The following is a 23,695-nucleotide window of genomic DNA, read 5'->3' as shown; positions in this document are numbered from 1 at the left end:
GACGAGCCCTCGCTGCTCTCGTTTCTCAAAGCCCCTCTCGACGACGATTAGGAGCAGAAGTACAGGCCGGCGCGCGGGGCGTCAGGAACGTGCTTCACCTGGCGGGTCGACGGTGATGAAGTCGCCGGGTTGGCAGCCCAAGACGCGGCAGATGCCGGTGAGGGTGCTGAAACGGATGGCCTTGGCTTGGATGGAGCTCGTCCCAACGGCTGGCGTTCGCTCCCCTCGGCGAGTCAGCGCAGGTCGGCGACCGCATCGTTGGATTCACGGCTGTTGCTACCGGAACCCTGCGGCCGTTGCTGCGGACCTCGCGCGAGAACGTAGACGAACAGGACCGCCATGACTACTGCGCCTGCCCACATGGCCTGCTGCCAGCCGTCGACGAAGGACTCTTGGGCGGCTCGGATCAGCGCCTGCGCCTGGATGCCGACCCCGTCGGCGGCCGCGAGGGCGTTGGCGACGCCCTCGCGGGCGGTGTCGGCGGCGGCGTCCGGCACTCCGCCGAGCCGGGAGGCGATGGCGCCGCGATAGCCGGCGGCCAGGACCGCTCCGAGCAGCGCGACACCGAGCGCGGTGCCGAACTCCCGGGTGACGTCGTTGAGCGCGGACGCGACACCTTGACGCTCACGCGGCAAGGCGGTGGTGATGGCCTCGGTGGAGGGCGTCATCGTCAAACCCATACCGAGTCCCATGGCGAGCATGCCGGGGAGGATCGAAAGGTAGCCGCCGTCGACGGAGACGAAGGTGGCCATGAGGATCAGCCCCGCGCCCCCCAGGAAGATCCCTGAGGCCATCGTCGAGCGGCTGCCGATGCGCGCGGCTACCCGCGGGGCGAGACCGGAGGCGAACATCATCAGCAGCGCCATCGGCATGAGCGCCAGGGTGGAGAGAAGGCCGGACCAGCCGAGCACCGCCTGGAAGTACGGGAAGAGGACCACGAAGATCCCTGCCTGCACGCCGAAGACCGTCAAGAGCGACACGGAACCGCTCGCGAGACCTCGCTCGCGGAACAGGCGGACGTCGAGGAGTGGAGCCTGCCGGTGCAGCTCCCATGCCAGGAACCCGGCAGCGGCGATGACACCGACGAGGAGGCTCAGGAGCGTCGCGGGCGCGGTCCAGCCTCGTACGGGGCCCTCATGGAGGAAGAAGACGAGCCCGACCACCGCGACCACGGACGACAGCGAACCGACGGCGTCGAACCCGTGCCCTGACGCCTCGCGCGAGTTCGGGATGGATCGCAGCGTCATGACGATGGCGACGACGACGAGCACGACCGGCAGGACGAAAAGCCACCGCCAGCTCGCCAGGTCGACCAGGACGGCCGACAGGTACATCCCCAAGATGCCTCCACCGCCGGCGACGCCGGTCCACACGCCGATCGCCTTGGAGCGCTGCTCGTCCGGAAAGGTCGAGGTGATGACGGCGAGGGTGACCGGCATGATCATCGCTGCGCCTACGCCGCTCAGGAAACGCGCAGCGAGCATGATCTCGGACGACGTGGCAAGGCCGGCCGCCGCACTCGCTATCCCGAAGACGAGCAGGCCTGCGACCAGGACCGGCCTGCGGCCCCACCGGTCGCCCATCGCGCCGAGCGGCAGGAGCAATGCGGCCAGACTGATGGTGTAGATGTTGATGAACCACAAGACCTCGGTTTGCGAGGCGTCGAACGCGACGGTGAGTTCCGGCTGGGCGACGTTCAGCCCGGACACCGAAGCGATGACCGCCATGAGCGCGATGCAGACCCCGACCAAGATCGTACGCCGTTGTCGTGGGTCTTGGATGGTCAGGTCGGGGGCTCCGGGGTCTGAGGACCGGTTCGTACTCATGGGATTCCTTTCAAGAAGGCAGAGAGAATCGGCGCCGGAGCAGCGGGCCCTGGCGCTGTCGGATGGTGTGATTACCGGCGTCGGGTGGCGCGCACGACGACATCGTGGAGGGGGACCGCTCGGCCCCCGTGGCCGGTGAGCGTGCGGAGATGCTCTTCGCCGGTGACGATCTCCCACTCCATGCCGTCCATGCGCGCGGTGATGGCAGCAGAGGTGGCCGACGCTTCGGCAGGGGGGTGCCCCTGGCCGGTAGAGCCCGGGGTGTGCAGGTGCCCCACGATGAGCAGCGTCCCGCCGGGAGCCACCCATCCGGCGATGCGGTCGTAGAACTCCAGCTGGGGCATCGCTGGGTGGGCGTAGTGGGTCATGACCAGGTCGAACTGCGCGCCCGGGCTCCAGGCGCTCAGATCCGCCTCAACCCACCGCAAGCGCTCGGGGGCCCCGCTCGTCGCCGCGCGCTCGGCAGCGCGAGCAAGGGCCTCGGACGAGATGTCGACTGCGGTGACGTGCCAGCCGTGGGAGGCAAGCCAGATCGCCTCGGCACCGGCGCCGCACCCCGCATCCAGTGCCGTGCTCGGTGTCAGGCCGCTGGTCTCACGAGCGAGGTACGGGTTCGGCGGGTTGCCGCCCATAGATCCGGGGCCCCCAGCTCGCCCCTGTTGCCAGTGCCGTTCCCAGAAGTCCTTGTCGAATCCGTGCGTCACAGGTCGTCCCCTCGTTCGCGATGATCTCGTCGCGGCCACGTGCCAACAGCTCCGCCGGGCTCACCCGCGCCGGCAGATCGTGCACCCCCTCTGCGGGTGCGTTCCTGGGTTCGTTCTTCATGGTGCTGACAGAGAAGGCGGATGTGCAAACGTTGTTGCCGAATGGCAAAATGGAGGGGTGGATGAAGCCATTGACCGCACTCTGGACGCTGTCGGACCGAGGTTGAAACGCCTTCGGCTGCATCGCGACGTCACGCTCGCCGACCTCGCGGAGGAGACCGGCATCTCCACCAGCACCTTGTCCCGGCTCGAGGCGGGCCTGCGACGTCCCACGCTCGAGCAGCTGCTTCCACTTGCTCGCGCCTACGGGGTCACACTCGACGAGCTCGTCGATGCGCCGCCGACCGGTGACCCCCGCATCAATCTGCGTCCCATCCCCTGCAGCGACGGCTCGGTCATCCTGCCGCTGACCCGTAGGCCCGGAGGAATCCAGGCCTACAAGTTCGTCCTCCCGACCGGAAACGACGACGCCGAACCCGACCTGCGCACCCACGAGGGCTACGACTGGGTCTATGTCCTCAACGGAACGCTCCGCCTTGTACTCGGGGAACACGACCTCATCCTCAAGCCCGGGGAGGCTGCGGAGTTCGACACGCGCACCCCGCACTGGTTCGGGGCCACCAGCGCTGGGCCCGTCGAGTACCTGAGTCTCATCGGGAAACAAGGCGAACGCGCGCACGTCCGTGCAGCACCGAGGCATGGCCCGGCCGAGTAAGAAAGCTCAGGGTATGCGGCTTGTGATCGGCATCGTTGTCTCTGCGGTCTCGTTCGCCATGATCCACGCTGCGACCGATCGGTGGCTCAACCTGTACTACGTGACCTTCGGTGCCAGTCTCGCCGTCATCACCTGGCGGACCGGCGGACCCGGTTCGTTAGTTCCGGAACGGTTGCGACGAGACCAATAAAGCGCATGATGGAGGTCCAGCTATGACTTGTGCAAAGGTGGCTGATGAGAGCTGAGGCAGTAAGGCGCTCGGGGTTTAGCCGACCGGCGGGCACGGCGTGGAGACGGCCCATCGCCGTGGCTGGCGCAGGCAAGAACCACGCTTATGGCCGCTGCCCGCAGCGCTTCCGAGAGCCGCGACCTGACGGTGCGCGGCGCCGCCAAACCTGGCCGCGCCGATCAAGCGGCGCAAGGAGAACGCCGACCCGACCGAGGCGATCGCCCGCCACCGCATCGCCGCGCTACCGGTGACGGCAGAGCGTGCCGGGGGTGTGCCAGCATGAGACCATGCCCCGCTGGAGGCGCCTTTCCTTCTCCTGGCGGGGCGGCTCACGAACTGATCGTCCGGCTCATGCGAAGCCGGTCAGCGCACCCGCCAGGTCACAGACCCGACAGCGACCGTGAGCGGGCCTCCCACCTGCACGGCAGGAGTCGACGAAGTCCCCGTGGAGAGTCGGCTTGTGGGAGAGGTCAAGCTGGTCCGTCACTTCCATGCCTCGAAGAGAGGCTGGAGATCGGTGTGCAGGTGGTCGAGTGCGCTGCGGTACAGCTGGGGGCCCCACGGAGACCCGGGCCACACCGATTGCACGAAACTCGTCCAGCGACCCGCGTTTCAGCGGAAGACCAGCGTTCACCGGCGCGCCGACCTCGGCGACGATGGCCCGGAGGTCGTCCGGCCCGGCTCCGGGAGGGAACACACAATCAGCGCCAGCCGACCAGTACGCCTCAGCCCTGCTGATCGCATCGGCACGCTTCTGATTCTCGGCCAGAGGCGAGGTAGGGAAGAAGGAGTCGATCCGGGCATTGATGACCAGCGGCACCCCGATACGGTCGGCGGCTGCGCGCATCTGTGCGATGTAGGTGGCGCGGACATCGACGTCGATCAGGCCGCCGTTGGCGTGATCACTGTCCTCGATGTTACAGCCGACGACTCCGATCCCGCTCAGCAGTTCGACCAGCTCCTCCGGCGCCATCCCGTAGCCAGCCTCGGCGTCGACGGTGACCGGCACGTCGACGGAGGCTGCGATTCGTTGGGCGACGAACATCATCTCCTCGCTCGGGGCACCCTCACCGTCGTCGTAGCCCAGAGCGGCGGCGATCGCGTTGCTCGCGGTCGCGACCACCGGGAAGCCTGCGTCGACGACGGCGCGGGCGCTGCCCACGTCCCAGGCGTTCGGCAGTACCAGCGGAGCGCCCGGGATGTGCAGGGAACGAAGCAGCTTGGCCTTGTCGGCCTGATCGGACATAGCGGTCTCAGTCGACAAGTGCGCCGGCGGACAGATTGGCGATTGTTCCGGTCATGGCTCCAGCTCGATCTGAAGCCAGGAACGCGGCCGTCTCTGCGATTTCAGAGAGCGTAGGCAGCCTCTTCAGCAGCGTCCCCTGCACCATCCCCCCGCCTTCGAGCAATTCCTGGACCGACTGCCCGGCCGCTGCCGCGGTTTCCTTGAAGAGGTCCTTGGTGTAGGAACCCGCTGCCGGCGCATCGACGACAGCGTGTGGACGGATGCCGATCACCCGGATGTTGCTGGGTGCCAGCTCCGCGGCCAGAACCCGCGAGAAGGCCTCCTTGCCGGCCGCGCTCACGCTGTGCCCCAAGATGCCGCCTACAGCCAGTTTGGAACCCGGCTCGGACAAAGTCAGGATGACGCCAGGACGCTCGCGACCCATATGCCGTGCCACAGCCTTGCTTGTGATAAACAGCGTCCGCAGAAAGCCATCAATCGGCCGCATGAACTCCTCCAGCGAGAGGTCCGCCAGCAAAGTCCCCTGGTCGTGCATGACACTCACGGCGTTGAGGGCGATGTCGATGCTGCCGGCCGTCGCCGCGATCGCATCGGCGTGCTTTTCGACCGCCTGTTGATCGAGAACGTCAACTTGCGCGGTCTCGACTGTTCCGCCCGTGGCGGCGATATCACGCGCCACGGCGTCGAGCTGCGCCTGCGTCCGCCCGGCGATGAAGACCCTCGCGCCTTCCCGGGCGAATACCCGTGCGATTGCGCCGCCGATAGCGCCCCCGCCTCCATAGATCACAGCGTTCTTATCGCCAAGCAGCAATCCACTCATATGTGTCCTCCAAAGGTGATTGATTCTTCCGAATGATTACGCGGGCTCGATGGTCACACGGTCGCCGCTGCGAGTTCTGTCGCGTCCACCAGATGGGCCCAGTGATCTCGACGTGGACATGTGGCTGCCCCATGATCAGACTCCGTTTCATTACGTGCGACGTCGACAGGGCGCCGACATCGGTCGAGGCGGTCGCCGGAGATCTCTTCCGGCGGCCTGTTGGTCAGTCGTGTTTCTGACGCTGGATCTGTTCTGCGATGCGCTTGATGCGGTTCAGTCGCGCATCCCAGGTCTTGCCGACTTCATTCAGTTGCCGGACGGCGCGGGTGAGCTGCGCCTCGTCAACTTCGTAGCGCCGCTCGCGGCCCATCGGTGTCGCGTGCACGAGGCCTGCGCGATGGAGGACGCCCAGGTGCTTGGTGACCGCTTGGCGCGAGATCGGGAGACGATCACTCAGGCTGGTCGGCGTACCGACTCCTTCCGCGAGCAGCAGGTCGAGCAGGCGGCGCCTGATCGGGTCGCCGATCGCCGACCAGAGTTCGTCATCGACGGCGACGGTCATTGCGCCACCACGGAAGGGGTGTAGCTCTGCAGTCTTGGCAGGAACATGTCCCAGCCGCGCTCGTGGTCGTGGAAGGCCTCCTCGAGCACAGCGGCTTCCCAGCCCTTCTCCCGCCAGCCGCTCTCCGTCAGGCGCAGAATCGTGCCGTCACCGAAGGGCTCGAGCTCGAAGGTGACCAGGAGAGAGTTGTCTGCATCGGGCAGCTGACCACCAGGAGCGATCCAGCGGAACGCGAACTTGCGGGGCGGATCCACGTCGACCACCGTGATCGGTTCAACCCCAGCGCGGTCGCCCCACACCAGTTCGCCGACCGCGCCTGGCGCAGGCTCAAACGACGCGTCATCGGACCACCACATCTTGATGTGCTCGGGACGACTCACCACATCGAACACGATCTCCGGTGCCGCGTCGATGCGGATCTCGCGCTCCAACTTTCCGAACTCCACTACGGACCTCCAATAAGCAACCATCGGTTGCGCATGACTCTAGTAGTCGCGCCGGCGATCCGCAACCTTGTGTTGCGTAACGACCGTGAGGTCGACGCAGGGGAGCGCTTGACCAGGCGACGGCGACCTTCGATTGACAGAGGCGCCTTGCGATGAGCCGTAGGGATCAGAACACGCCCGGGCGCTCTAGCACGCCGGCCTGGACTGCCCGGCCATCCGAGAGATCGCCGATCACCTCTCGGGGCGCAGCGGCATGGTGTGGAAACTCGACCGGTCGACCGGTGACGCATGGGGCCGGACCCACGACCCCGAGGACGGCTGGTGAGAGTGGCGGCGAGCTCATCTACATCTGCCGCGAGCGGATCTGGGTGAAGGAGTGGCGGCCGTGCTGAGGTGCGGATCGCTCAGGCACGACGGCAGTACGTCCCGCGGGCTGCCTCCGTCGGCGCGCTCTTCGACAGCACGTTCACGCCCACGTGCGCCCGCCCTCGTTGGCACACCTCAAATCGGAATGCGATCGACGAGATCTGTAGCGTTACGGCCGGTTGGCGGGCTTGCGTGCGCTGGGACGACGGGGTGAGTGAGCGCAAGCCGTACCATGAGAAGCGGTTTTTCATGCGGGCTATGCGCGTCCACGCTGACGTCCCAGTTGATGCGCGCAAGCCGCCCATGTGGGCGAATGACAGGGCCTATGCGGCGCCGGTCTGGGCGCGGACCATCCGCGCGTACCACCCGTGCCGGTCGCCGAGCAGGTCGAGGCGATCTCCGTGTTCCGCTACCCGGCCCTCGTCCAGGGCCACGACGGTGTCGAAGGACTCGAACACGCCGAACCTGTGGGTGATCATCACCGTCGTCCGTCCCGCCCGTTCGGCCAGGATCGCCTCGACGACCTCCAGCTCGGTCATCGGGTCGAGCGCGGAGGTGGCCTCGTCGAGTACCAGCACTGACGCGTCGGCCAGGAGCGCGCGGGCCAGGGCGATGCGCTGCCGTTCGCCGCCGGACAGCAGCGCCCCCCGCTCCCCCACCAGCGAGTCGTAGCCGTCAGGGAGCGCCATGATCCGCTCGTGGATGCGGGTGAGCCGGCAGGCGCGGACGAGATCGTCCGCGGTGGCGTCGGGGGCGGCGTATCGGAGGTTGTCGGCGATCGACCCCTGGAAGAGGAAGGACTCCTGCGTGGCGATGCAGACCTGCCCGGGTGACGGACGGCCGATCTTTGCCCCGTCGATCCGGACCGACCCCTCGGTGGGCGCGTGCAGGCCGGCGAGCAGGTGGCCGAGCGTCGTCTTGCCCGAGCCGCTCGGGCCGACGACCAGCGTGGTGGATCCGGCCGGGAGGGTGAGGTTCACGCCGTCCAACGCCGGACGGTCCTGCTCCCCTGCTGCGTACCGGAAAGTGGCCTCGCGGACGGCGAGCGCGCCGGGCCCGAGGGCGGGGTCTGGCCGCGGATCAGGCCCGGGCTCGGGCTCCATGTCGAGGTAGTCGAAGACCCTCTCGAAGGCTCCCTGGGCGGAGCGGAACTCGGTGGAGATGTGCAGGAGTTGCCACAGGGGCTGGTAGAGCCTGGCCTGCAGCACGGTGAAGGCGACCAGTGTGCCTGGGGTGATCCCGTCGGACAGTCCCGCCGCCACGAACACCAGATAGGGGGTCAGCACGAAGAAGACGTGTCCCGCGCTCAGCACCCCTTGGGCCACCAGTCCGGAGCGTACCCCGAGCCGGATCAGCCGCTGGCTTTCTGCGGCGAACCTGGTGGCCTCGTCCGCGCTTCTGCCGTGGACCCTGGCCAGGATGACGGCGCCCAGGCACAGCCGCTCCGCCACGATGGACGACAGTTGCGCGCGAGAGCGCTGGCTGACCTCCGACAGGTTCTTGAGCGCTCGCCCGGATCGGGAGGCCACCCAGACGACGATCGGCGCGAGGATCAGGGCGGCGCCCGCGAGCAGGGGTGACAGTGCCACCATCGCGCCGGCCGCGGCCACGAATCCGATGACGCCGGACAGCGTGCTGGGCAGGGTGTCCTTGACGGCGTGCTCGATCTGAGCGGTGTCGCTGGCCAGGCGCGACTGGATCTCGCCGCCTCGTGTCGCGGCGAAGAAGGCCAGCGACATGCGCTGGAGACGGCCGAACAGCTCCACGCGCAGCGCGTGCACCACTTGCTGCGCGACGCGGGCCGACACCCACGTCTGGCCGAGGTCCACCACGCCCACCGCGCAGGCGGTGGCCGCTGCCAGGCCGGCGATCAGCGCGAGCAGCGGCAGGTCGGGGCCGCCCGCGCCGAACAGCGCCCGATCGAAGACCAGCTGGGTCAGCAACGGGACGGCGGCGTTCAGAGCGGAGTAGGCCACGACGAGCAGGACGACGAAGCAGATGGCGGGCCGGTGCGGCATGAACAGCCGCACGACCCTGCGCCAGGTCCCGGGGGCGGGAGGCTTCTCCGAAGCGGAGAGGGGACGATCGTGCACGGGCCGGGCCTGTCCTTGTCTGGTGATCGAACGTCTGGTGATCGAACGTCTGGTGATCGAACGTCTGGTGATCGAACAGAGCCCCGCCCGCCCGTGTCCGGGCGGGCGGGTTCGGCTGTCAGTTGTCGGTGCAGCCGAAGTGCTTGATGCAGTGGGTCAGCCGGAGCGCCTCGTTGGCGCCGGGCTCGAGCTCCTGGAGCGCCTGCAGGTCCTGAACGTCGAAGGACATGGTCGTTCACCTCCTTGTGAATGCCGGGGCCGCCCGTGGTGCGGCCGTCTGTCATCGCCGTCCCGCTGCGGGAGCGGCGAGCCTGGGGGCCTCCTCCGGCATCCACAACCGGGCGGACCGGTCGCGCAGCCGGAGGAGGAAGGCGACGATCCCCGCCGTGCCGGCGAGAAAAGTCGGTGGGAAGTCTCCATGGGGTCCGGGGACGAGCAGGCGGCCGCGACGGTCGGCCGCGCGGATCTCCAGGCATCCGGCCAGATCTCGCGCCCACCGCTGGTAGCGGTCGTCATCGGTGAAGTCGGCCATGTCGAGCAGGAATTCACCGTCGCCGGGCAGTCCGTGACACGGCACCGGCCCTGACTGCCATCGGGTGCGGTGCACGGCCGCCGCGGCCTTGCGCGCCAGGTCCAACGCGGGCGGGTCGCCGGTGGCGCGCCAGTACCTCACGAGGAAGGAGCCGATCCCGGAGGAGCCGCTGCACCAGTACGGCCGGCGCGGGCGCACCGTCGACAGGTCGCCGCGCTGCGTCGGCCACCAGGCGGTGTCGCCGTCCACTTCGGCGTGTTCGTGGAGGGTGCGGGCGATCTCGTGGACGGTCGCCGTCCAGTCCGGCTGGTGGAGGGCCCGGCCCGCGTGGAGCAACGCGGTCCCGATGCCGGCGATGCCGTGCGCGAAACCGAAGTGGTTGGTCCCGGCCAGGCCCGAGTCGAACGTCTGCGGCGTCGGCCACTGCGGGTGGCCGCTGCTGTATGACCGCGCCTGGTGCAGGTTCTGGAAGGTCTCGGCGGCGCGGTCCCGCAGCGCGAGATCACCCGAGGCCAGTGCGATGTGCAAGAGCGCCATGCCGCATCCGGCCAGTCCGTGCGTCACGTCGGAGCTGGGGTGGTCGGTCGGCAGCTGCCGCGCTGTCCGCACCGCGAACCGTGCCAGCTCGGCGTCGCCCATGGCCGTCGCCGCGTCGTACAGCGCCCACACCGCGCCGGAGCGCCCGAAGTGAAGGCCGGGCGGCCAGACGTCGTCCTCGGCCGCCAGCCGCCGCCTCAGCCAGCGGGCGAGTTCGGCGGCCGCTTTCGCCTGCGGTTCGGCCCGCGTCAGGACGCTGAGGATTCCCGCAGCGCCGCCGTTGACCGAGCACGGATCGGCCTCGATGCCGTCGGCGGCGTTGGGCCACGGCGACGGGGCGTCCTCGCTCGTGTCCATGGTCTCCACCAGGTGCGCGATCCCGTCGTCGATCAGGCGGTCGATCCGCTGCGGTGGCCGGGCCTGGTGGTGGAGGGTGGCCCGCTCCGGTGTGAGCGCGGTGAGGAAGCGAAGGCATCTGTCCAGCGACCAGCGCCGCTCCGGTTCTGTCGCCAGCAGGCCTTCCACGAGCGGCCGCAGCAGGGCGAGCGTGGGGTTGGCCGCTGCCACCGCTGCCACCCTGGCCGCCCGGTCGGGGCCTGGCGGGTCCAGGTGGGCGCCGACCGCCAGGAAGTACACCATCGCGCCGAGGCTGTAGAGGTCGGCGCCCGTGTGCGGGGCGGGCCGGAACTCCCCCGTGTGGCCCGCCAGCTCCGGGGCGAGGTAGCCCGGAGTCCCGCCCACCATGACGGTGGTGCCCGGCACGGCCGCGTGTTCCAGGTCGATGAGCCGTAGTTCGCCGCCGGGCGAGAGCATCACATTGCTCGGCGACAGGTCGCCGAACACGTAGCCTCGGCCGTGCAGCGCCTTCAGCAACGCGGTCAGGTGGCTGATGACAGGAAGGACCTGCGCCGCCGCGTTGCCGAACCCGTCCTCGCCCAGCGGTCCGGCGTTCTCGTCCGACCAGCGCTGCAGCGTGATCCCTGGCACGAACTCTTCGACGAGAAAGGTGTGGCCGCCCTGCTCGAAGAAGTCCACCACGGCCGGCGTGATCCCGGCCGTGGCGAGGTCTTCCAGGCAGGAACGTTCGGCCGCGATCCGATCTCGCGCGTCGCGGCCGCTCAGATCGGCGCACGCGTGCGGACGCCCCTCTTTGACGACGACGTCGTGGCCGGTGGTGGTGTCCTCGGCGAGGTAGACGCCGCCGCGGTTCGCATGCCGTACGGCTTCGCGGACGATGAACCGGTCGTTGAGCATGACCGCGGCCGCCCGCGGGCGCCGGCTCGCCGCCGGAACCTCGAACGGGCAGGTCGCGAACGGTGGCGGGGAGAAGCTCGGCCGCCGTTCGTCGGGAACGAGCCGGCCCTGCGGCGAACGCAGCCGGATCTCGTAGAACCCGTCGTTGCCGAGCACGCGGTGCCCGCTGAAGGCGCCGTAGCGGTAGTGGACGATCCCGCCTGCCCGGTACGGACGGTCGGAAAGGATCACCGGGCCGGGAAGCCCCAGGGTGGCGTCGTCGAGCAGGGCGGCCAGGCGCACCGACTCGGCGTCGTCGAGGGGATAGACGGTGATGAACTTCCCGGCCTGCGCACGGCTGCAGTGCGGTTCGAGGAGTTTCCAGTAGTCGCTCAGCCGGGCGGGGAACTTGAAGGCGCAACGGGCCTCGGTGAGTACCCGCGAGACGCGGGCGAGCGCCAGCGGGGCGGAGAGCATCGTCGCGGAGACGTGCAGCTTCCATCCCTGGTCGGGCATCGGGTAGGCGTCGGGGGTGACCTTGCACCAGAGGTCGTCCTCGGCGATCGACCAGTCCTGCGCGCCCGCGCGCCCGAGTTCGGCGGTCACGATGTCGCGCAGAATGGCCGGGTCTTCCGAACGCATACCCACGTGAACCCACTTCCACTCGTCGCCGCTTTCCTGCGGAACCGAGAGTCGCGAAGCGCCCTTGCAAATGAATGGAAAATGAATTGAATGCGAGGTGAAAGCTGGTTTCCCGGCCGGAGGGGGTGCCGTCCCATTTATCGGTCGTGTTTCTCCGCCTTTTTGTTCCGCCCGTTGAATGGTCCGGAAATCGGGTTCACGGACGTGCGTATGAAGTGGACAGGCGACGCCGTCCAGTCGGGTTTGCCCCCCCGCCCTGACCTGGCGCGTTGGTGAGGGATGGTCACGGATGGCAACCTGGTGCTCGAACTGACGAGCTTCGTCGGTCGTCGCCGTGAGCCGGCGCAGGCTCGACGGTCCTTCGCCGAGACGCGCATGCTGGTCCCGCGGACTGCGCGGGTCGAAGTCGTCTGCGCGATCTCCGCACCAGACCCCTGACGGGAGATGCCCGGTCGCGGCGGCGGGCTGGTCGTCGAGCAGCCAGGGGGCAAAGATCAGGCCAAACGAATGAATCTTGCCCGTCCTGCGTCTTCGGGCCGGTGGGCGCATCGGCTAGCGTCCCGACTGGAGTCAGGCCATGAATGGTTCAGCCCGAAGCGAGGTCGTCGTGAGTGCCGTACACCTTCCGTCGAACGGAAGCCGCCCATCCTCGGCCTGAACGTGCTCTTGGCGGCGGTCTCGGCTCGTTCCTCTGATCGTCCACGTGATCGACGTGGACGAGGACCGCGCGGGAGAGACAAGCGGTACGTCGAGGGGGCGGCCACGCCGACGTGCGCCGGGCGGCTTCCGTGAGGAGACCCATGGTTGAGGTCTGCGCTTCGGCTGTCGTCCCTCCCGTCCCCGCTCGCCGACTGGGGCCGCTCCGCTCGCGCCGGCTACCGGCCGCGCTCGTCGCCCTGCTGGCGATCGTGACGCTCAACGCCAACGGCGTGCCCCTGCCCCAGATCGGAGTGTTCTGCGCCTACGTCCTCGTCGGCGTGACGCTGCCCGGAATGGTGTGGTGGCGGGCACTCTCCGGCACGCCGCGGTCGCCGGTGGCCGATGTCGCGGCGGGAACGGCCTTGGGCTACGCGCTGGAAGTGCTGACCTACATTCCCGCGCGCTGGCTGGACGTCCCGCAGGCGTACCTCGCCTGGGTCGTGGTGACCTACCTGCTCTTCGGCACGGTTCCCTCGTTGCGACGGCACTGGCTGGTCCGTGGCGAATCGGTCAGGGCGCCCCTGGGGTGGTCGTGGGCGATGGCGGGCCTGGTCGGGTTCGCGATCCTGTACGGCGCCGCCACGTTCTTCCGAGGTCACGGGCTGACCTGGCCGGGCAACGGTGACCCGTACATAGACATCCCCTATCACCTGGCGCTGGCAGGCGACGTCAAGCATCACGTCCCGGCGATGTTCGCCAACGTGGTCGGCGAGGCGCTGCACGACCACTGGTTCGTCTACGCCGACCTGGCGGCCACCAGCTGGGCAACCGGTTTGGAGCTCCAGACGCTGCTGTTCCGGCTGTCACCGATGCCGATGATCGCGGCCTTCACCGCTCTCATCGCGGTGGCGGCCTATCGCCTGAGCGGACGGTGGTGGGCGGGCGTCGCGGCAGTGGTGATCACGTTCTTCGTGACCGAGCCCGACCCTTACGGGTGGACGGGCGGGCCGGTGCCGAGCGGTGGCGTTCCGAGCCTGTTCTGGGTGAGTCCCACCCAGACCTTCGGCGCACTGCTGTTCGTGCCCCTGATGCTCGTGCTGATCGACCTGGTACGTCGCCCGGGCGGGTCGAACGGGCGATGGGCGCTGGTGGCGGTGCTGATGCTCGCGGAGGTCGGGGCGAAGGCCACATTCCTTCCGCTGACTCTGGCGGGCGTGACGCTCGTCCTGACCGTCCACCTGATCGTGCATCGCCAGGTGCACAGGGCGGCGGCGGTGCTGACGTGTCTCTGCTTGGCGCTGGTGGTCTTCGCCCAGATCGTGGTGTTCCAGGGCGAAGACAAAGGACTGCGCTTCGCGCCATTTCACCTCATGCGGTGGCACGAGGCCAGGCTCGGCCCAGGTGTCGGGCTGCTTTTCCCCGGACAGGGTGAACCGCCGGTTCTGCTGCTGCTCGTCGTGGCGATCTACGTGGTGGGCTGGGCGGCGACATGGGGCGGTGCCGCGGGGTTGCCGCGCAGGCAATGGCGGAGAGATCCAGCCGTGGTACTGCTCGCAGGCGTCGGCATGGCGGGGATAGGCGCCGCGTGCGTGTTCGGGCACCCAGGGGTGAGCCAGGGGTACTTTCTCCTGTCGGCGACGCCGTACCTGACGATCCTCGCGACCGCGGGTCTTTCCGCCACGCTGCCCCAGAAGCGGCCATGGCTGGTGGTCCTGCCCGCGTTGACGGCGGGAGCCGTCGCCATCTGGGCCGTCCAGTCGTGGACCGCCACCGCGCGGCCGCAGGGCGGGGACGTCGTGACCGGGCGGGCGGTCCCGTACGCGCTGCTGGTGGGGGTGGCGGCAGTCGTCGCGCTGGTGCTCGTCCTGACCGGACGGCGTGGCCTGACGTGGTGTGTCGTGCCGGTATTCGCACTGGGATGGGGGCTGTATTCGGGCGGCGCGCAGCGTCTGCATCCTTTGTGGAGCATCACGGAGCCGGCGCCGATCAGGGACCCGGAACGGCTGCCCGTCCCGGACGGCGGGGTGATCGCGGCGCGCTGGCTGCGGGATCACACCTCTCCCGACACTCTCGTCGCCGTCAACGCGCACTGCCGCGCGCCGGCAGGCACGTGCGACAATCGGCACTTCTGGATCTCCGCGTACGCGGAGCGCAGGATCCTCGTCGAGGGCTGGGGATACATCAACGGCGCGAACAGCAGGGCTGCCCTGATAGGGGCGCCCGGCATGGGCGCCGTCTCGTTCCAGCACCCGCAGTTGCTGGCGGACAACGACGCCGCCTTCCTCGATCCCACGGCGGAGACGGTCGGCAGGTTGCGGGACACGTACGGGGTCCGGTGGCTGTTCGTCGACGACAGGTACCCTGCGCGGACGACCGAGCTCGGCCGGTTCGCCGCCCTGATGTTCCGGACGGGCCACTGCTGGGTCTACGAACTCACCGACCCGCGCCGGTCGCGACACAGCAGGTGAACTCCACGTTTGCGCGATCCTGCGGGTGCCGGCCGCGCCAGGCGATGGAGCGCCGGATACCTCAGGGAGCAGGTCGAGGACGTAAGCTCCCGCCGTCGTGCGTCGCGGAACCGGTGGCCAGACCGGTCAGGAATCGAGAAGCGCCGATCACCGAGGCGCATCTAGTGTGACCGGCATGGACATCGCCATTCACGCGAGCTTCCGCCCGCGCGACACCCTAGGCCTCGAGGTCCGAAAGGACGTCGCATGCGGCGGGATGCGCTGGATCACGGACGGTCCCGCCGACCGGCCCGGCACGTCGAAGTCCCGACTTCCCGTTCGTCTTTGAGCCAGACGATCCCGACCAGACCCACGACTTCAGGAGTGACCATGACCGGCTCTTCCACCCAGGGGATCAAGACCGTGCTGCATCCCGTTTCCGACCTGGCGGTGGCCAAGGCGGTGTACGCCGCAATGGTGGCCACCGTCACCGACCCCGATGGCAACGTCCTCGGGCTGCTTCAGGACCGATGAGCGCCGACCCCCTCCCGGCGTCGCCGCGCGCACCGGGCTCGACCCGCGTGCGCGGTACGCCGCGTGGCCGGGGCCCATAGGCTTCACGGGCCGAAGCGAAGGAAACCAGACATACTCTCGAAGCCGGTCAGATCGAGCCAGGCGACACCGACGGAGACCGCAGAGGCGGCTCCGCCCAAAAGATGGAGACACGATGAGCATCGCCACGAGGACGGACGCGCAGTCGCCTGCGCCGCACGCTGCAGACAGCCACGATCTGATCCGCGTGCACGGCGCGCGCGTGAACAACCTCAAGGACGTCAGCATCGAGATCCCGAAGCGCCGGCTGACGGTGTTCACCGGCGTCTCCGGCTCGGGCAAGAGCTCGCTGGTGTTCGGCACGATCGCCGCGGAGTCGCAGCGGCTGATCAACGAGACCTACAGCGCCTTCGTGCAGGGCTTCATGCCGACGCTGGCGCGGCCGGAGGTCGACGTACTCGAAGGGCTGACGACCGCGATTATCGTCGACCAGCAGCGGATGGGCGCCGACCCCCGCTCCACGGTCGGCACCGCCACCGACGCCAACGCGATGCTGCGCATCCTCTTCAGCCGACTCGGGCAGCCGCACATCGGCTCGCCCCAGGCGTTCTCCTTCAACGTCCCCACGGTCCGAGCGAGCGGTGCGGTCACGATCGAACGCGGTGCCGGCAAGACCGAGAAACAGACCTTCACCCGCACCGGCGGCATGTGCGCGGGCTGCGAAGGCAGGGGCACGGTCACCGACATCGACCTCACCCAGCTCTACGACGACTCCAAATCGCTCGCCGAGGGTGCGTTCACCATCCCCGGCTGGAAGTCGGACAGCTTCTGGACGGTGCGGGTCTACGCCGAGTCGGGCTTCGTCGACGCGAACAAGCCGATCCGCAAGTACACCAAGAAGGAGCTCCACGACTTCCTCTACAAGGAGCCGGTCAAGGTGAAGGTCGACGGCGTCAACCTCACCTACGAGGGGCTGATCCCGAAGATCCAGAAGTCCTTCCTGTCCAAGGACAAGGAGGCGATGCAGCCCCACATCCGCGCCTTCGTGGAGCGGGCGGTCACCTTCACCACCTGTCCCGAGTGCGGTGGCACCCGGCTCAGCGAGGCCGCCCGGTCGTCGCGGATCGGCGGGATCAACATCGCCGACGCGTGCGCGATGCAGATCAGCGACCTGGCCGAATGGGTTGGCGGCCTCGACGAGCCGTCGGTGGCGCCGCTGCTCGCCACGCTGCGGCAGACTCTCGACTCGTTCGTGGAGATCGGGCTGGGCTACCTCTCGCTCGACCGGCCGGCGGGCACGCTGTCGGGTGGCGAGGCGCAGCGCGTCAAGATGATCCGCCACCTCGGCTCCTCGCTCACCGACACCACCTACGTCTTCGACGAGCCCACCATCGGCCTGCACCCCCACGACATCCAGCGGATGAACGACCTGCTGCTGCGGCTGCGGGACAAGGGCAACACGGTGCTCGTCGTCGAGCACAAGCCGGAGGCGATCGCGATCGCCGACCACGTCGTCGACCTCGGCCCCGGCGCCGGTACGGCGGGCGGCACCGTCTGCTTCGAGGGTACCGTCGAGGGGCTGCGGGCCAGCGGCACCATCACCGGCCGCCATCTCGACGACCGGGCCACCCTCAAGGAGACGGTGCGGACGCCCAAGGGCACGCTGGAGATCCGCGGCGCCACCGCCAACAACCTGCAGGACGTCGACGTCGACATCCCGCTCGGGGTGCTCTGCGTGGTCACCGGTGTGGCGGGCTCCGGCAAGAGCTCGCTCGTGCACGGGTCGATCCCCGCCGGCGCGGGCGTGGTGTCGATCGACCAGGGCGCGATCCGCGGCTCGCGACGGAGCAACCCGGCGACCTACACCGGACTGCTCGACCCGATCCGCAAGGCGTTCGCGAAGGCCAACGGCGTGAAGCCGGCGCTGTTCAGCGCCAACTCCGAGGGCGCATGCCCCAACTGCAACGGCGCCGGCGTCATCTACACCGACCTGGCGATGATGGCCGGCGTCGCCACCACCTGCGAGGAGTGCGAGGGGAAGCGGTTCGAGGCATCGGTGCTGGAATACCACCTCGGCGGCCGCGACATCAGCGAGGTGCTCGCGATGTCGGTGACCGAGGCCAAGGAGTTCTTCGGCGCCGGTGAGGCGCGCACGCCTGCCGCGCACGCCATCCTCGACCGGCTCGCCGACGTCGGGCTCGGCTACCTCAGCCTCGGCCAGCCGCTCACCACGCTGTCCGGCGGCGAGCGGCAGCGGCTCAAGCTGGCCACCCACATGGCCGAGAAGGGCGGCGTCTACGTCCTGGACGAGCCGACCACCGGCCTCCACCTCGCCGACGTCGAGCAGCTGCTCGGCCTGCTCGACCGGCTCGTCGAATCCGGCAAGTCGGTCATCGTCATCGAGCACCACCAGGCGGTCATGGCGCACGCCGACTGGATCGTCGACCTCGGCCCCGGCGCCGGCCACGACGGCGGCCGGATCGTCTTCGAGGGCACACCCGCCGACCTCGTCGCCGCTCGCTCCACCCTCACAGGCGAGCACCTCGCGGCCTACGTCGGCGCCTGACCGAGGCCCTCGCGGCACCGTGGGACGAGTTCTCTCACCTGTTTCGACTCGTCCCCCACCCCGCCGATGGCCGATCCGACCCCGCTTCCGCCGCCCTCAGGAGGTACCTCGGACAGGGTGTTCGCCTGGCTCGGTGAGAGGGCCAGGCCCTGTCCATGCCCGCGATCAGCGGCGCCAGCGTCGGGTTGTGCAGTCGACGGTGACCTGCCCGCGGGCACCCCGTGACCATCCGGCCGTAACCTCCGGGCCACCCGGGCCGTCTACCGTGCGCGCATGATGATCCGCAGGTTACTCGCGGGCGCGCTGGCCGTCCTGACGGGCGGTACGGTCGCCGTTGTGCTGTTCCAGTCCAATCCCGCCACGGCCGAGCGCCGTGGGCATGCACCCATCGTGATCGGCCACCGCGGCGCCAGCGCCCACCGTCCCGAGCACACGCTGCTGTCGTACGAGGCCGCCATCGCGATGGGCGCCGACTACATCGAGCCTGACCTGGTCTCGACCAAGGACCACGTGCTGGTGGCCCGGCACGAGAACGAGATCTCCGGCACCACCGACGTGGCCGCCCATCCCGAGTTCGCCGACCGGCGCACCACCAAGACGATCGACGGCAGGCCGGTCACCGGCTGGTTCACCGAGGACTTCACCCTCGCCGAGCTCAAGACGCTGCGCGCCAAGGAACGCGTGCCCGACCTGCGCCCCGACAACGCCGCCTTCGACGGCCTGGCGGAGATCCCCACGTTCGAGGAGGTCGTCCGCCTCGCCCAGCGCCACGGCGTGGGCGTCTACCCCGAGACCAAGCACCCGACCTACTTCGACTCCATCGGCCTGTCGCTGGAGGAGCCGCTGCTCGAGGTGCTGAACACCCACCGGGTGCGCAAGGTCTTCATCCAGTCGTTCGAGACCGCCAACCTGCGCGACCTGCGCACCAGGACCAGGCTGCCGCTGGTCCAGCTGATCACCTGGGGCGGAGCGCCGTACGACTGGGTCGCCGCCGGCGATCCGCGCACCTATGACGACATGGTCAAGCCGGAAGGGCTGCGCGAGGTGGCCGCGTACGCCGACGGGATCGGCGTGGACACCCGCCGGGTCGTGCCCGTGGGCGCGGACGGCAGGCTGCAGCAGCCGACCACGCTGATCGCCGACGCCCACCGCAGGCGGCTGGAGGTGCACGTCTGGACCGTGCGCAACGAGAACTCCCAGCTGCCCCTCGACTACCGGCTCGGCAACCCGGCGAGCCCGGTCTTCTCCCGGGCCACGGGCGACGTGATGGGCTGGCTGAGCCGACTGGTGGAGCTCGGCATCGACGGCGCGTTCTGCGACGACCCCGGCATGGGCCGCGCCGTGATCACGGGGCGGCCCGCACGCCCAGGGGTGTGAGGAGGGGCCTCGCCGGTCGCTGACCGGTGAGGCCGGTCCTGACGAGGCGCCAAGCTCCGCGCGACCTCCTGCGAAGTGCGGAAAGATCTCAGATTCAGCTTTGCCCGTGCGGGTTATCCTCGGCTCGCCCCCGAGCCTTGGAGCCCGCGATGTCACGCAAGCTCAGGACCCTGTTATCACTCTTCGTGCTGGCCGTGACCGCGCTGGTCGCCGGCCCGTCGCCGGCCGCGGCCGCGGCAGCGGACGAGGAGAAGTGGATCACCCTGGTCACCGGAGACCGGGTGCTGCTGCGGCCGGACGCGCCACGAGGACAGGACGTGGTGGTCAGGCCCGCCCGTGGCCGCGAGCATGTGCGCTTCCGGAGCTACACGGACCGCGGCGACACCTATGTGGTCCCGTCCGACGCCGCGGGACGGGACCGTGAGCTGTTCAATCTGACCAAGTCGGGAGGAGCGCGCAGGGCGGCGGTCACGGCCACAGCGGTGGAGACCTTCGACGTCACCATCCGCGTGCTCGATCACAACGGCCGGCGCACCGCGACCTGGTCGGCGGTGTTCAACAGCCTCGACACGGAGCAGTCATTCTCCCCTTACGACCCCTCGGGCACGGTGGTGGCCAAGCTCCCGCGCGGCTCCTACTACCTGCAGGCGCAGGTCGAAACCGGCCCGCTCATCACGCACGTCGTCGAGCCGCTGTTCGTGGTCGACGGGGACCGCACGCTCGACCTGGTGGCCACGGAGGGCAAGCCGGTCGGCATCACTCTGGACCGGCCGGAAGCGGTCGGTGGTGAGGTCGCGTTGATCTTCGAGCGGTACACGCCGGACGGCCGGTTCGTCGGGCAGGGGCATCACGCCGTGAACTTCGACAACACCCTGGTGCGTCCCTCCACCACGGCGGCGCCGCCCGGACAGTTCACCTTCTACGTCGCCGGGCGCTTCGCCAAGCCCGACGGCGCAGGCGGCTTCGCGGGCAGCCCGTACCTGTACCACCTCCAGTGGGTGCAGTCCGACAGGGTGCCCGAAGACCTGGTGCGGCGCATCTCCGACGATGACCTCGCGATCGTCAACTCCACGTTCGCCGCGTCCGCCCGGGGCAAGGTCGGCCAGAAGGACTACCTGGTCTCGGCGCGGCTGCCGTTCTCCCTCAGGGAGTACTACATCCCCGACACTCATTGGCTGTCGTCGTTCGGCCAGTTCGACGGTGCGGTCGGGGACAGCCCCGAGATCATCACCTACAGCGGGCCCAAGATGTTCACGGCGGGTACGGTCTCGGACGAGAGCTGGGGCGTCGCCGCGTTCGGGCCGTCCTTCCCGCCGTCGTGGCCGTGGTCCTGGACCAGGGCGGTACGGTCCGGCGAAACCCTGGACTTCGAGATCCCCCTGTTCACCGACCAGAACCCGATCAGGGAGGCGCGCTCCACGGTCGACCGGGCCTCGACCGTCCTGTACCGGGACGGCAGGGAGGTCGGGCACACCGCGCTTCCCGGTAAGGGCACCTTCACCGTGCCCCCGGGCGAGGCCTCCTACCGCCTGACGACCACGGCCCGCCGCAGCGGCGTCTCGGACCTCTCGGCCGAGGTCCGCGCGTCCTGGACGTTCAAGTCGAGCACGGGGGAGCAGCGGCTGCCCCTGGCCGTGGTCCGGTTCGCGCCCGACCTGGACGAGTACAACCGGGCAGCGTCAGGGCCCTTCTCCTTCCCGGTCCACGTGCAGCGACAGGACGGTTCCACGCCCGGCGCCGTGCGGCGGCTGAGCGTCGAGATCTCCTACGACGACGGCCGGTTGTGGCGGCCGGTGCGCCTGGCGGGCGCGGGCGATCAGTGGACGGCGACGGTCGTGCACCCCAGGTCTGGTCACGCCTCGCTGCGCGCCACCCTCGTCGACGCTTCGGGCAACCGCGCCGAGCTCGCGATCCTGAGGGCCTACCGAATCCGCTGAGCGTGCAGAAGAGGACCCCGCCACGGCGATGGCGGGGTCCTCGTACATGGCGAGCGAGCCGCCCGCAATGCGACACGCCACAAGAGGTGGCTGACGACCGATGGGTTCAACCGGTCAGGAGGAAGGAGCGGATCAGGCCGACCATCTCGGCCGTCCTTTCGAAGATCGCGAAGTGGCCGCTGTCGACCTCGGCGTAGATGCTGCCGGGAATGGCGGCCTGCAGCTCCCGCGAGCGTTCCACGGGAACGACCTGGTCGCGGGCCAGCCCGATCACGAGCGTGCGAGAGGAGATCTTGGGCAGCAGTTCCCGGACGTCGGCCTCGAGGTCCAGCTCGATCTGGCGGGCCAGGCCGGGAGCGGGCAGGTTGGCGGCCAGCACGGCGTTCAGCCCCTCGTCGCTGAGCGTGCTGAGGTAGCCGGGGGTGAAGCCCTGCAGCATGCCGAACCTGCTGAACAGGTCGAAGTCGGCCCGGGCCAGGTCGCGCCAGAGCCCGAAGTTCAGCCGGTGCCGTACGTCGTCCCCGTGCGCCCAGCCGGCGATGAGCACGAGGCTCCTGATCAGCTCGGGGTGGTGTGCGGCGGTGGCGGCGGCCACGACGGCGCCCAGCGACGCGCCGACCAGGTCCACCGGACCGGGCGGGGCCATGCGGGCGACCGCCACGACCTGGTCGGTCAGTCCCTCGACGCTCAGGGGCGCGCCGCCGTCCGTGGTCCTGCCACTGCCGCTCAGATCGGGGGTGATGACGGTACGGCTGTCGCCGAAGCTGCCGGCCACGTGGCCCCAGCTGGCTTCGGCTCCCGCCTGCGTGCCGTGCAGCATGATCAGGCCAGGGCCGGAGCCGGAGAGTGAGTAGTGCACCTTGGCGCCGGCCACGTGGACCGTGGGCATGAGCTACTTCCTCCTGGGCGGGTAGTCGGTGACGGGGGTGAAGGCGACAGGCAGGCTGGCCAGGCCGCGGAACATGGAGCTGCGCTGGTAGACGAACTGCTCCTCGGGGATCGTCACGCGCAGGTCGTCCAGCCAGATGAGGCGCTCCAGGGCGGCGGCGATCTCCAGCCGGCCCAGGATGGCGCCCAGGCAGTAGCGCATGCCCGCGCCGAACGACATCGGGTGCACGCCGGCACGGGTGATGTCGAAGCGGTCGGGGTGGGGGAACTCCGCCGGGTCGCGGTTGGCCGCGCCCATGAGGGCCACGACGAAGTCGCCCGCGGGCAGCGTGACGCCGCCGAGCTCCACGTCCTCGGTGAGCCTGCGGCTGTTGGACTGCACGGCCGAGTCGTAGCGGAGGCACTCGCTGACCGCGTCGGCCATGCGGCCCGGGTCCTGCCTGAGCAGCCGGAGCTGCTCGGGATGGTGGATGAAGGCCAGGATGCTGTTGGAGATCTGGTTGGTCACCGTGTCATGCCCGGCGAAGACCACCGAGATGATCGTGCTGATGATGGCGCTCAGCGTGAGCGGCCGCTCACCGCCACCCTTGCCCTCCTCCAGGGCCTCCAGCATGACGCCGATGAGGTCCTCGCTGGGTCCCTTGGGCCGTTCGGCGATCAGCTGGGCCAGGTAGTCGCTGAACTCGCCCATGGCGATGTGGCCGAGCCTGATCTCCTCCTCGGTCGGGACGAGATCGAGGGTCGGTGCGATGTCGAGCGACCAGAGGCGCACCTTCTCGTGGCCTTCGTACGGCACGCCGAGCAGCTCGCAGATGAAGATCAGCGCGAGCGGCGCGGCGAAGTCCTTGACCAGGTCCATCTCGCCGCGGGGGACCAGCGGTTCGAGCAGTTCGTCGACCACGCGGCGGATCTGCGGCTCCATCGCCCGCATGCGCTTGGGCTTGAAGGCCGGGCTGATGAGGGAGCGCAGGAACCCGTGCTGCGGGTCGTCCTCGAAGAAGATCGTGTCTCGCATCACCTCCTTGAGCGCGCCGGGGCCGACCATCTCCTCCCAGTGGTCGCGGACGTTGGCGCAGGCGAAGCGCTTGTCGCTCATGGCCGTGCGCACATCGTCGTAGCGGGTGACGTACCAGGTGCCGTCCTTGCCCCGGTGGACCGGGTCGTGGCGGAGCAGCCAGTGGTAGAAGGGGTAGGGGTCTCGCTGGTAGGCGGGGTCCAGGCAGTCCAGGCCTGTGGCGGGCACGGGGGTGTCGGTCAGCTGTATCGTCATCGCTTGTC

The 23,695-nt window shown here is 69.2% G+C and carries 18 protein-coding genes and 1 pseudogene; 8 read left to right on the top strand and 11 right to left on the bottom strand.

The annotated features are described in order from the left end of the window. Positions 1-81 precede the first annotated feature (81 nt). The 3 genes from AB0B45_RS24635 to AB0B45_RS24625 form a co-directional block, all read right to left on the bottom strand. The gene (locus AB0B45_RS24635; RefSeq protein ID WP_358134536.1) at positions 82-177 is read right to left on the bottom strand and encodes a helix-turn-helix domain-containing protein; all 96 of its coding nucleotides are present in this window, start codon (positions 175-177) and stop codon (positions 82-84) included. Between the two features lie 56 nt (positions 178-233). Continuing rightward, positions 234-1,826: an MFS transporter gene (locus tag AB0B45_RS24630; protein WP_358134480.1), complete on the bottom strand. Its 1,593-nt coding sequence runs from the start codon at positions 1,824-1,826 to the stop codon at positions 234-236. 71 nt (positions 1,827-1,897) lie between these two features. Next, positions 1,898-2,530, bottom strand: a complete 633-nt coding sequence (locus tag AB0B45_RS24625; protein WP_358134477.1) for a class I SAM-dependent methyltransferase — start codon at positions 2,528-2,530, stop codon at positions 1,898-1,900. A 178-nt stretch (positions 2,531-2,708) separates the two neighbouring features. Between AB0B45_RS24625 and AB0B45_RS24620 the strand changes: the two genes are divergently transcribed. Further along, complete coding sequence (locus tag AB0B45_RS24620; protein ID WP_358134475.1) at positions 2,709-3,305, top strand: XRE family transcriptional regulator; 597 nt, start codon at positions 2,709-2,711, stop codon at positions 3,303-3,305. Next, entirely contained in the window at positions 3,289-3,495 is a 207-nt protein-coding gene (locus tag AB0B45_RS24615; RefSeq protein WP_358134473.1) for a CPBP family intramembrane glutamic endopeptidase, read from the top strand. The genes AB0B45_RS24620 and AB0B45_RS24615 overlap by 17 nt, the downstream gene beginning before the upstream one ends. Before the next feature lie 388 nt (positions 3,496-3,883). Here AB0B45_RS24615 and AB0B45_RS24610 read toward each other — a convergent pair whose 3' ends face one another. The 6 genes from AB0B45_RS24610 to lanL all read right to left on the bottom strand — a co-directional run bounded on the left by AB0B45_RS24610 (position 3,884) and on the right by lanL (position 12,011). Beyond that, the gene (locus AB0B45_RS24610; RefSeq protein WP_358134470.1) at positions 3,884-4,780 is read right to left on the bottom strand and encodes an isocitrate lyase/phosphoenolpyruvate mutase family protein; all 897 of its coding nucleotides are present in this window, start codon (positions 4,778-4,780) and stop codon (positions 3,884-3,886) included. A gap of 7 nt (positions 4,781-4,787) precedes the next feature. Next, complete coding sequence (locus AB0B45_RS24605; protein ID WP_358134467.1) at positions 4,788-5,600, bottom strand: SDR family oxidoreductase; 813 nt, start codon at positions 5,598-5,600, stop codon at positions 4,788-4,790. A gap of 223 nt (positions 5,601-5,823) precedes the next feature. Continuing rightward, on the bottom strand, positions 5,824-6,162 hold the full coding sequence (locus AB0B45_RS24600) for a helix-turn-helix domain-containing protein (RefSeq protein ID WP_358134464.1): 339 nt from the start codon (positions 6,160-6,162) through the stop codon (positions 5,824-5,826). Next, entirely contained in the window at positions 6,159-6,608 is a 450-nt protein-coding gene (locus AB0B45_RS24595; RefSeq protein ID WP_358134461.1) for an SRPBCC family protein, read from the bottom strand. The genes AB0B45_RS24600 and AB0B45_RS24595 overlap by 4 nt, the downstream gene beginning before the upstream one ends. Before the next feature lie 689 nt (positions 6,609-7,297). Next, positions 7,298-9,067, bottom strand: coding sequence for an ABC transporter ATP-binding protein (locus AB0B45_RS24590; RefSeq protein WP_358134458.1), 1,770 nt, complete (start codon positions 9,065-9,067; stop codon positions 7,298-7,300). Positions 9,068-9,347: 280 nt separating this feature from the next. Further along, complete coding sequence (gene lanL / locus AB0B45_RS24585) at positions 9,348-12,011, bottom strand: class IV lanthionine synthetase LanL (protein WP_358134455.1); 2,664 nt, start codon at positions 12,009-12,011, stop codon at positions 9,348-9,350. An 800-nt stretch (positions 12,012-12,811) separates the two neighbouring features. On the opposite strand from lanL, the gene AB0B45_RS24580 reads away from it, so the two are divergent. The 6 genes and pseudogenes from AB0B45_RS24580 (at position 12,812) to AB0B45_RS24555 (ending at position 21,529) form a co-directional block, all read left to right on the top strand. Beyond that, complete coding sequence (locus AB0B45_RS24580; RefSeq protein ID WP_358134452.1) at positions 12,812-15,118, top strand: hypothetical protein; 2,307 nt, start codon at positions 12,812-12,814, stop codon at positions 15,116-15,118. Between the two features lie 175 nt (positions 15,119-15,293). Then, positions 15,294-15,419: pseudogene (locus AB0B45_RS24575) on the top strand (VOC family protein); the annotation flags it as partial. A 68-nt stretch (positions 15,420-15,487) separates the two neighbouring features. Next, complete coding sequence (locus AB0B45_RS24570) at positions 15,488-15,631, top strand: hypothetical protein (RefSeq protein ID WP_358134449.1); 144 nt, start codon at positions 15,488-15,490, stop codon at positions 15,629-15,631. Positions 15,632-15,824: 193 nt separating this feature from the next. Then, positions 15,825-18,215 carry an excinuclease ABC subunit UvrA gene (locus AB0B45_RS24565; RefSeq protein ID WP_358134446.1) on the top strand — a complete coding sequence of 797 codons (2,391 nt, stop codon included), beginning with the start codon at positions 15,825-15,827 and terminating at the stop codon, positions 18,213-18,215. Between the two features lie 273 nt (positions 18,216-18,488). Beyond that, the gene (locus AB0B45_RS24560) at positions 18,489-19,592 is read left to right on the top strand and encodes a glycerophosphodiester phosphodiesterase (protein WP_358134443.1); all 1,104 of its coding nucleotides are present in this window, start codon (positions 18,489-18,491) and stop codon (positions 19,590-19,592) included. A gap of 149 nt (positions 19,593-19,741) precedes the next feature. After that, positions 19,742-21,529: a hypothetical protein gene (locus AB0B45_RS24555; RefSeq protein WP_358134441.1), complete on the top strand. Its 1,788-nt coding sequence runs from the start codon at positions 19,742-19,744 to the stop codon at positions 21,527-21,529. A 106-nt stretch (positions 21,530-21,635) separates the two neighbouring features. On the opposite strand, the gene AB0B45_RS24550 is transcribed toward AB0B45_RS24555, so the two are convergent. Together AB0B45_RS24550 and AB0B45_RS24545 are read right to left on the bottom strand one after the other, a co-directional pair. Then, entirely contained in the window at positions 21,636-22,418 is a 783-nt protein-coding gene (locus tag AB0B45_RS24550; RefSeq protein ID WP_358134439.1) for an alpha/beta hydrolase, read from the bottom strand. A gap of 3 nt (positions 22,419-22,421) precedes the next feature. Beyond that, positions 22,422-23,687 carry a cytochrome P450 gene (locus AB0B45_RS24545; protein ID WP_358134437.1) on the bottom strand — a complete coding sequence of 422 codons (1,266 nt, stop codon included), beginning with the start codon at positions 23,685-23,687 and terminating at the stop codon, positions 22,422-22,424. Positions 23,688-23,695 lie beyond the last annotated feature (8 nt).

Origin of the sequence: Nonomuraea sp. NPDC049152, assembly GCF_040648355.1 — a bacterium.
Classification (GTDB): domain Bacteria; phylum Actinomycetota; class Actinomycetes; order Streptosporangiales; family Streptosporangiaceae; genus Nonomuraea.
This window is presented reverse-complemented; position numbering and strand designations above follow the sequence as displayed.